The 8,268-nt window shown below is 53.2% G+C and carries 8 protein-coding genes; 5 read left to right on the top strand and 3 right to left on the bottom strand.

Going from position 1 to position 8,268, the window contains the following annotated elements; genetic code table 11:
- The coding region (locus K5905_RS21085) for an aldo/keto reductase (protein ID WP_297587351.1) at positions 1-759 on the top strand (759 nt) is incomplete at its 5' end.
- A gap of 69 nt (positions 760-828) precedes the next feature.
- On the opposite strand, the gene K5905_RS21080 is transcribed toward K5905_RS21085, so the two are convergent.
- Positions 829-2,520 carry an MBL fold metallo-hydrolase gene (locus K5905_RS21080; protein ID WP_297587348.1) on the bottom strand — a complete coding sequence of 564 codons (1,692 nt, stop codon included), beginning with the start codon at positions 2,518-2,520 and terminating at the stop codon, positions 829-831.
- 343 nt (positions 2,521-2,863) lie between these two features.
- Complete coding sequence (locus K5905_RS21075; RefSeq protein ID WP_297587345.1) at positions 2,864-3,886, bottom strand: LacI family DNA-binding transcriptional regulator; 1,023 nt, start codon at positions 3,884-3,886, stop codon at positions 2,864-2,866.
- 516 nt (positions 3,887-4,402) lie between these two features.
- Here K5905_RS21075 and K5905_RS21070 point away from each other — a divergent pair.
- From K5905_RS21070 to K5905_RS21060, 3 genes are all read left to right on the top strand, one after another.
- Positions 4,403-5,176 (top strand): amino acid ABC transporter substrate-binding protein, encoded by a 774-nt coding sequence (locus K5905_RS21070; protein ID WP_297587342.1) that lies wholly within the window; start codon positions 4,403-4,405, stop codon positions 5,174-5,176.
- A gap of 105 nt (positions 5,177-5,281) precedes the next feature.
- A complete protein-coding gene (locus tag K5905_RS21065) occupies positions 5,282-5,962 on the top strand; it encodes an amino acid ABC transporter permease (protein WP_297587340.1) in 681 nt (226 codons plus the stop codon).
- On the top strand, positions 5,959-6,714 hold the full coding sequence (locus tag K5905_RS21060; protein WP_297587337.1) for an amino acid ABC transporter ATP-binding protein: 756 nt from the start codon (positions 5,959-5,961) through the stop codon (positions 6,712-6,714). Before K5905_RS21065 ends, K5905_RS21060 begins: the two co-directional genes overlap by 4 nt.
- A gap of 171 nt (positions 6,715-6,885) precedes the next feature.
- Here K5905_RS21060 and K5905_RS21055 read toward each other — a convergent pair whose 3' ends face one another.
- Positions 6,886-7,908 (bottom strand): LacI family DNA-binding transcriptional regulator, encoded by a 1,023-nt coding sequence (locus tag K5905_RS21055; RefSeq protein WP_297587334.1) that lies wholly within the window; start codon positions 7,906-7,908, stop codon positions 6,886-6,888.
- A gap of 142 nt (positions 7,909-8,050) precedes the next feature.
- Here K5905_RS21055 and K5905_RS21050 point away from each other — a divergent pair.
- Positions 8,051-8,268 (top strand): hypothetical protein (locus tag K5905_RS21050; RefSeq protein WP_297587331.1); only part of this gene is annotated, 218 nt, incomplete at its 3' end.

The raw sequence follows: 8,268 nt of genomic DNA, 5'->3' as shown, positions 1-8,268 counted from the left end.
ATCGCGACAAAGGCAACCATTACCCGCGATCCGAAGGGTAATCGCATCTTTGACAATTCAGCTGAGCACCTTGAAACAGAGCTGGACGCCTCGTTGCAACGACTTGGTCTGGAATATGTGGATCTGTTTTACGCTCATCGCCGAGATAGGCGTTTCACGCCTGAGGAAACGGCGGCAAATCTTGGTCGGCTCGTTGAAAAAGGCAAGGTCCGCGCGATTGGTCTTTCCGAAATAGCGCCCTCAACTTTGCGGCGTGCCATGAAAGTCTTTCCAATCGCTGCCGTTCAATCCGAGTATTCCCTCTCCACGCGCTTTCCTGATCTTGGGCTGGTCCAGACCTGTGCTGAGCTTGGTGTCGCCATGGTAGCCTTCTCGCCTGTCGGCCGTTCGCTTTTGACGGACAACCCGATCCCGCGCGACCGGCTCGCAAATCTGCCTTTCCTTGGTGGCAATCCGCGTTTCATGGAGCCGAACTTGACCGAAAACCTGCGCATCACGGAAGGTTTTCGAACTCTCGCAGTGGAGATGGGCACGACGGCAGCTGGACTGGCGAATGCCTGGCTTTTGAGCCGTGGGCCTCAGGTGATCCCGATACCGGGTACGCGGTCAGTGGATCACTTGCGCGAGTGCGTCTCGGGGGCAGCATTGAACCTCACGGAAACGGATCTCAAACGCATTGAAACCGTGCTTCCCGTTGGCTGGGCACACGGGGATCGCTACTCTGAGGAGCAATGGAACGGACCGGAGCGGTATTGTTGAAGGAAACACGTCATTAACGATTTGGTGGCTGATGGTGATTGATATTCACGCCTTCAACCCACCTGAAAACTAGTGACCATCGTAAACAAAGCGCTCGGTTTCTGCGTCGAAATGCAATTCGTAAATATCCCACTTTTGCGATGCAGACCGAGCTTCTTCCAATTTCTGCGCAATGATGACCCTGTCCTCGGTCGCCCGAAGAGTAATCATTCCGTAGACAGCAACGTTGCGGTCCCGCTTGTTCTCGAGACTGGCTTCGAGTGCAGCTTTCTTCTTCTTGTCTGTTTCCGCTTCAATCTGAAGTGTGATTCCACGAAGCGCGAGATAGTTTTTCAGTTGCGGTGTGAATTCATTGGTGCTGCGTGCAAGTTCCGTTGAAAAAATCAAAGGCCGTTTGCTGCGCCCCATCTTCCCATATGCGCCAAGGGCATCCGGTCGCGGATGACTATGTGTTTCCTTGTCCCCGCTTGAAATGACGGTCGCGATGGAATTCACTGAACGGATAAAACTGTCGATGATGTGTTGACTGCCGTGATGACAGGCTTTCGCAACATCTACTCCAAAGATCTCGCGCCCCTTGTTTTCCAGGATTTCAAACTCCGCAACGGCATCGTTTAGTTTTTTTTGATCGGCAGCTTTCAGCGGTTGATTCTTTTTCTTCAGCCGTTGGATGACCTTTTCCAGTTGCTCCGGTGAACTTTTGGTACCGGCATAGGATTGAAGCAAAAAATTCTGCGATTTGCTGTTCAGATCGCCTCCCAGCAGGAGTGTCAAATTGCCAAATCCTGCCTTGAAAATGACACTGTGGCCGTTCTTCGTTTCCCCTTCGTTGCCAAGGAGACGTAAGCATCTGCGGGACTTTCCCTTGAATTCTTGAGTTTCGACGATCGGGCCGAGTATCTGCATCGACAATGGAGAGTTTTCATCGAACGGGCCAAGATAGACCTTCTTGTGCAAGCTCTCCATCGAGACGCCCACCGCTGATATCCTGGCTGCGGGCGTGTTCGTCAACAATGCCCGAAATGTCGACATCAGCACTTTACGCGTCTTCGGAAAGGACCGCACCAGTTTCTTGAGTGCAGTCGAAGAGCCAACGTAGTCATAGAGGTATTTTCGACCGTCTGCCTTGAAGTTCCCCCCAAGGTCCCACGGGTATTCAACCCCGGGGATCTTTTTTTCCTTCGGTCTTTCCACGATGCCATTGTGAAAGACCTTGTCAAAAGAGAGTTTCGGGTTTTCGAAAATCTCCTCAAATCCACCATAGTGGTCCTCATCCGGGTGAGACATCACCACATATTCGATAAGCTTGGGACTTTTCGCGGGTTTATCGGGATCAAAGTCAGGTGCTCGTTTGACATTTCTGCCACGGAGATTGTATCGCCAGGACAAGAAGCGGACCATGTTGTCACCAATGCCCGCGTCAACAAGCATGATTTCATCGTCCGGCGTCACAATGTGACAACCATCCCCCTGACCAATATCGACAAAATTGACCTCAAGAGCTCGTTGTTTTTGAATTTCATCGAGCCGAAGCCATCCTTCATCACCACGACATCTGACCTTTGCAAAAGTCGCAGACCGATTGGCACCTTTCTTGGTTTTCCATTTGTGCACATGTGTCTCGCCAAGATATTTCAGCCAATCTCCCAACAATAAATGGTTCAGTTTCCCCGCACCGGTCTTGGTTTCTTTCAAGACAACAGAAGACTTGCTCACGAAGTAGCTGGATTGGTCAACAAGATCGGAAACTTTCAATGACATGATTTCCCCCCGGAAAACACTTTTGTTGTTTCAATAGATTTTCAGTTTGCCCGATAAAAAGTTGTACGGAGACTAGCTAAACCTTATGCGAGAACCTTCCCTAAAGGCAACCTCGGCAGGAAGGCTCTTCCTATCGCACCTGGCATCGCCGAATGTCGGCCCAGGCCGGACTGGAACGGGCACACAAGAGCACCGAAACCTGAACACGACCTCCCGTGATCGGTCGGTCGGCGTTTTTGTTCCAGGCGGCTGCGTTGGGTATCGAAGCCGACGACGGGTTTCTCTCCTGTGGCCACCGCACTGCGGCGCCTCTGATAACAAACCACCTGACTATTTCATCAGATCACGAGTGGGTCTGCCGCAAGATCAACTCGGCGCCCAGTTGGACCCTCTCTCCAGGCTTTTCCGGATTGTCCAGCCGCTCAAGCAGCAGGCGGACAATTGTGGCGATCGTTTCATCAATTGGGTTTGTCGCCGTTGTCAGCTGATAGTTTGGCCAGCCGGACATCGAAATATTGTCAAACCCTGTGATCGCCAGCGTTTCCGGCACTGAGATGTTCAAAACATCTCTGGCAGCCGTGAGCGCGCCGAGAGCAACCTCGTCATTGGCGCACACAAGCGCGTCGAGATCATTGTTTTTAAGAAGGTCCGTCGCAATAGAAAGGCCACCGTCAAACGAAGGGTCAGCGGTACCATGAGCCATCAGTTGCAGTCCGGCTTCCTTCAATGCAGCTTCTGCTGCAACTGGTCTCTGGTTCTTGGCCGCAAAATTGGGAACCATATCCAGATAGCCGAACCTGCGCCGCCCGGAGGCAATCAACATGTCGACGAGCTGGTGCATTCCCTCGTAATTGCGGCAGGCAACACAATCAATATTGTCCGCTTCAACGATGCATCCGGAAAAGATCAGCGGAATGTTGAGCTTTGAACATGCCTCGACGATAAACGGCTCAACGCTGCCGGCGCGCACAATCATGGCGTCTACCGGAAACCCGAAAATGCCTTGCAGACTTGGTGTTTCGGCTATTTCATTGCCTTTCAGAACGATCGGGAACTTACCCTCGGCCAGAAGTGCACTCAGCAGTCCATCCAGGAGTTCCTGATCATAGATGCCCCTGTTCTGACCAGCCAGGATCGCAACAACGTTCGATGTTTTGGTTTGAAGTCCAGCAGCAAATAGATTGGGACGATAAGCCAGCTTTTCCGCCACCTGCAGAATGTGTTTCTTCTTGTGCTTGTCGAGATACGCCCCTTCGGTGAAAGCCCTTGAAACGGCAGACCGGGAAACGCCGGCCACCTTCGCGACATCCGCAGCTGTTACCCTGCGATTGGTCGGCGATCTGTTTTTGTCGGTCTCGCTCCCCATGACAGTGTCTCTGCTCCCCCTCGAGGCACGTCAGTCTTGTCGGGCGCCAAAATGCTTGCCCTATCTTAATTCGAACCGATCAATTCTCATTTGAGTTCGCCGGATTCTCCGTGGTGTCGAACTGCCGAATTGTCGTCGCATCAGGTGTTATCCGCATCAGCATGACATTTCAATTCCAACTTGTTGATCCAAAAAATCGGCAACCCAAGGAAGATTTGTATTTGATGCTAATCCACCCTCCGGGATCCAGTGCCATCACTGGAAGGCTCACCTAAGCTGACTTGGTGCTATGCCAGCTCAGGTTTCAAACAGCTTATGGGAAATCTCAAAGACACTGCCAGGGGTACTGGACCGACAACAGGCTCTGGCTTTTGCACACCGCATTCCACGTCTTTGCCGATTGCGAGCAAAATATTCTCTCCGCTGCCGATCTTTCGCTCTTTCTTCTCCTGCAAACGACACCACATTCTGTCATTAAGTTCCCCAACATCAAAAACTTGTCCAAAAGGTAAAAAAATGAGCTGGTTCAGGGCAATTGCCGCTGCCGCCGTGCTAAATGCGCTTTCGTTTTCGCCGTCGATCTCAGGTGAAAATCTCGACGCGATCCAATCCGCAGGTGTCATCAAGATCGGCACCGAAGGCACCTATGCGCCGTTCACCTATCATGACACTGAAGGCAAACTTGTCGGCTTCGACGTTGAAATCGGCCATGCGGTTGCCGAAAAACTCGGTGTCAAAGCCGAATTCGTGGAGGGTAAATGGGATGGTCTGATCGCCGGGCTTGATGTGAAACGCTACGATGCCGTGATCAATCAGGTCGGCATCACCGACGCCCGCAAACAAAAATACAATTTCTCAGACCCATATATCGTTTCCAAGGCCGTGCTGATCGTTCGTGCGAATAATGATGACATCAACGGCTTCGATGACCTGTCGGGGAAAAAGTCGGCTCAGTCCCTGACGAGCAATTTCGGCAAGATTGCCGAAGATGCGGGCGCAGAGTTGATCGGCACCGACGGCTTCGACCAATCCATCCAACTTGTGCTGACACGCCGCGCTGATGCCACGATCAACGACAGCTTGTCTTATCTGGACTTCAAGAAGCAGAAGCCGGACGCGCCTGTGAAGGTCGTTGCTGAAAAGGCAGACGCGGATCATTCCGGTATTCTCGTGCGCAAGGGTGATCCGGAATTGGTCGAAGCCCTGAACTCGGCCCTTGCCGAGATCAAATCGGACGGTACCTATCAGGCGATTTCCGAAAAATATTTCGGTCAGGACGTATCCAACTGAGACCAATCCGGAACTGCCGGATCTGAATGACGGGATACATTCCCGGTTCGAACAAAACCTGCGCCGGGCATTCATGCCGGGCGCAAAATTTTTTGGAGCTTCACCGTGCCTCACTGGCTTCAACTGATGATCGATTCACTGCCGACACTTCTTTGGGCCGGCGTGAAGTTCACTGTACCGCTCACGCTTCTTTCCTTCGCCCTCGGGCTTGGCCTGGGTCTGGTAACGGCCGTAACCCGGCTGTTCGCTCCAATGCCGTTGGTTCTGGTCGCACGTTTTTACGTCTGGGTGTTTCGCGGAACGCCGCTTCTGGTTCAGCTGTTCGTGATCTTCTACGGTCTGCCCAGTATCGGCATCCTGCTTGATGCCTTCCCTGCCGCCCTGATCGGTTTCACCTTGAATGTCGGCGCCTATTCTTCCGAGATCATCCGCGCCGCGATTTCCTCGGTGCCGAAAGGCCAATGGGAAGCCGCATTTTCCACTGGCATGACCTGGCGCCAGGCGATGACACGCACAATCCTGCCGCAAGCCGGAAGAGTTGCAGTGCCGCCGCTCTCCAATACGTTCATTTCACTGGTCAAGGATACTTCACTCGCAGCTGCAATCACTGTGCCTGAACTGTTCCAGTCGGCTCAGCGCATTGTAGCCACAACATATGAACCGCTGATCCTCTACATCGAAGCGGCTCTGATTTACCTCGCAATGAGCTCAGTACTCGCCTGGTTGCAGGAGCGGTTGGAAATTCGCTTCGCACGCTATGGCGGCATGCTGGAGACAAGCCGATGATAGAACTCTCCAAAGTCGAGAAAAAGATCGGTGATGCACTGATCCTGGACGACATTTCGCTTCGTTTTCCGGAAGGTAGCGTGACGGCGCTCGTCGGCCCCTCCGGCGGCGGCAAGAGCACGCTTCTGCGCTCAATCAACCTGCTCGAGATTCCGACGTCCGGCAGCGTCCAGGTCGGCGACAACAGGGTCACGTTCACACCCGGAAACACGGTTTCACAGTCCGCAATTCAGAAGATCCGCTGCGAAACGGGCATGGTGTTTCAGAACTTCCAGCTGTTTCCGCATCGCACGGTGATCGAAAACGTCATGGAAGGTCTTCTTGTGGTTCAGAAATGGACGCGTAAGAAGGCAAGACAACGCGCCATGGATCTCCTCACCAAAGTTGGCATGGCACACAAGATCGACGCATGGCCCGCCAACTTGTCGGGAGGTCAGCAGCAACGCGTCGCTATCGCGCGTGCCCTCGCCCCGTCTCCGAAAGTCCTTCTGTGTGATGAACCAACCTCCGCACTCGATCCGGAACTGGCTGGCGAAGTGGTGGATGTTCTCGGACAGCTCGCCAACGAAGGAACGACGATGGTTATGGCAACACATGACCTCAGACTTGCCTCCCAGATCTCCAACCATGTCGTCTTTCTGGAAGCCGGCCAGGTGGTTGAAACCGGTGATGCCGAGGCCATCTTTCGCAACCCGCAACGGGAACGCACACGACGTTTCGTCTCGTCCATTAATGCGGCGCAAACGATGTAATCGCGCGCGAAAAGCCGAGTAGATCAGACGCAATCAAAGCCTGTCGTCGGCTCCAATTCCACAAACGATCGCTGAAGGTCGTTCCTTCGATCGTCGCTGGTTCATGCGCTCTTGAATCTGAAGTTCGGTCTGAGTGCGTTGAAAAACGAGACGAACTTCAGATTCGGGTGATTAGGTTTTCACATCCGCAACGGACTCGCGTTGCACAATTTCAGCATCAAGACGAAGCGTCTCGATGGGCTCCGCGCTATCAAGCTTGCCCATCAACGCCTTGGCAACATGCGTTCCCATTCTTGCAGTCGGCAAGCGGATTGTCGTCAGCGAAGGCACACTATGCGCTGCCCAATCGAGATCATCAAACCCCATCAGAGACAGATCCCCCGGAACTGAAATTCCGCGTCTGCCGGCTTCGAAAAGAACACCAAGCGCCAGGACATCGGAAAGGCAAAGGACTGCACTTGCGCCAGGGTGTTTCGAGGAGAAATAGTCTGCGGCCGACTTTGTGCCACCTGCGACATCGAGCGTCGTTTCCAACAATTGAACTTTGGCGCCTGTTTCACTGGCGCCAGTCATAACCCCTTCGATACGAAGCCGTGTACGGTCATTGTTCTGTTTGGGGCCATGAAGAACGAGCAGGTTCTTGTGACCAAGGGAAACGAGGAACCGCAATGCCTTTTGACCAAGGGCGGCATTGTCATACCCAATGGCCGGCAACCCGTTCTGCCCCTTGCAGACACTGGTGCAGATAACCGGAATTTTCCCTGCTGACAAAAATTCCAGCAAGGACACATTGTGGACAGCGCCGGAGAGGATCACGCCCTCAGCCCCCAGATCAATCAATTCACGCGCGCGACGCTCTTCTGTATCCGCATCCTCACCAGACGTGGCAATGACCAGCGCATAGCCTCGCCCGGCCAGTTCCTGTTCAATTGCATTCAGAAATCGTGCAAAAATAGAATGCGCCAGGGTCGGCACTACGGCACCAATCGTTTTGGTGCGCTGCGTTGCAAGGGCCCGAGCGGCAGGATTACGCGTGTACCCGGCCTTGTCGATTGCCTCTAACACCTGGCGGCGCGTTTCTGCATTCACGAGCGCTGAATTGTTCAGCACGCGAGAGATGGTTCCAGTCGAAAAACCGGTCATCTTGGCCAGTGCCCTGACACCCAGCTTCTTCGTGCCGGACGGATTTTCCATCCAATTTCTCCGTCTTTTCTGTTCCGACTCTATAGAACACCAAGGAAATTTATTACAGGTTATTGACAATTGGAACCGGTTCCAGTTCAATTTATGGAACCGGTTCCAATACACGCTACTCAAATCAGACGGAGCTGTGGGAATGCAGATCTATGCACCGGTATCAGGTGGATTGAATTCTAAGGGAGCACGTTATCCCGGTTTCGACCTCACAGGTCGAACGCAGCGGACTGAAATCCGATGTGGGGAAATGCGCCTCATTCACATCAAGGAAGGTGATCTCGTCACTCTGACCGACATTGATGGGGATGTGAACGCTTCGATCGCGGCCGTCACGCAAACCGGCAACGACGCGTTGGC

The sequence above is a fragment of the Roseibium sp. genome, assembly GCF_025698965.1.
Classification (GTDB): domain Bacteria; phylum Pseudomonadota; class Alphaproteobacteria; order Rhizobiales; family Stappiaceae; genus Roseibium.
This window is presented reverse-complemented; position numbering and strand designations above follow the sequence as displayed.